Origin of the sequence: Pseudomonas sp. 51_B (genome assembly GCF_017491595.1) — a bacterium.
In the GTDB taxonomy this organism is placed as follows: domain Bacteria; phylum Pseudomonadota; class Gammaproteobacteria; order Pseudomonadales; family Pseudomonadaceae; genus Aquipseudomonas; species Aquipseudomonas promysalinigenes.
In genome coordinates this window covers 1-499 of record NZ_JAFGYW010000227.1, presented here as the reverse complement: position 1 = coordinate 499, position 499 = coordinate 1, and the positions used below count along the sequence as shown (strand labels likewise).

Here is a 499-nt window from a genome sequence, read left to right as displayed (position 1 = left end):
ATCTGATCTATACCCATCTCAATCGGGTGATCAAGCACTACGATCTGAACATGCTGTTCGTCGCAGGCCCCGGGCACGGCGGGCCTGCGGTGGTGGCACAAACCTGGCTGGAAGGGACTTACACCGAGTGCTACCCCGCAGTGGAGCGCAATATCAACGGCCTGCAACGCCTGTTTCGGCAGTTTTCCTGGCCGTACGGGATCTCCAGCCATGTGTCGGCGCAGGTGCCGGGGTCGATCCACGAAGGTGGCGAATTGGGGTATAGCCTGGCCCATGCCTACGGGGCGGCATTCGATAATCCAGATCTGATCGTGGCCTGCGTGATTGGTGACGGCGAGGCCGAAACCGGCACACTGGCCGCCAGCTGGCATTCCAACAAGTTTCTCGATCCGGCGCGTGACGGCGCGGTGCTGCCGATCCTGCATCTGAACGGCTACAAGATCGCCAATCCGACCATTCTGTCCTGCATCAGCGAGGACGAACTGTCGGCCTTGATGTA

At 60.3% G+C, this 499-nt stretch carries 1 pseudogene; it reads left to right on the top strand.

Annotated elements, in window-relative coordinates:
• A pseudogene (locus J5M56_RS24545) lies at positions 1 to 499 on the top strand (phosphoketolase); the annotation flags it as partial.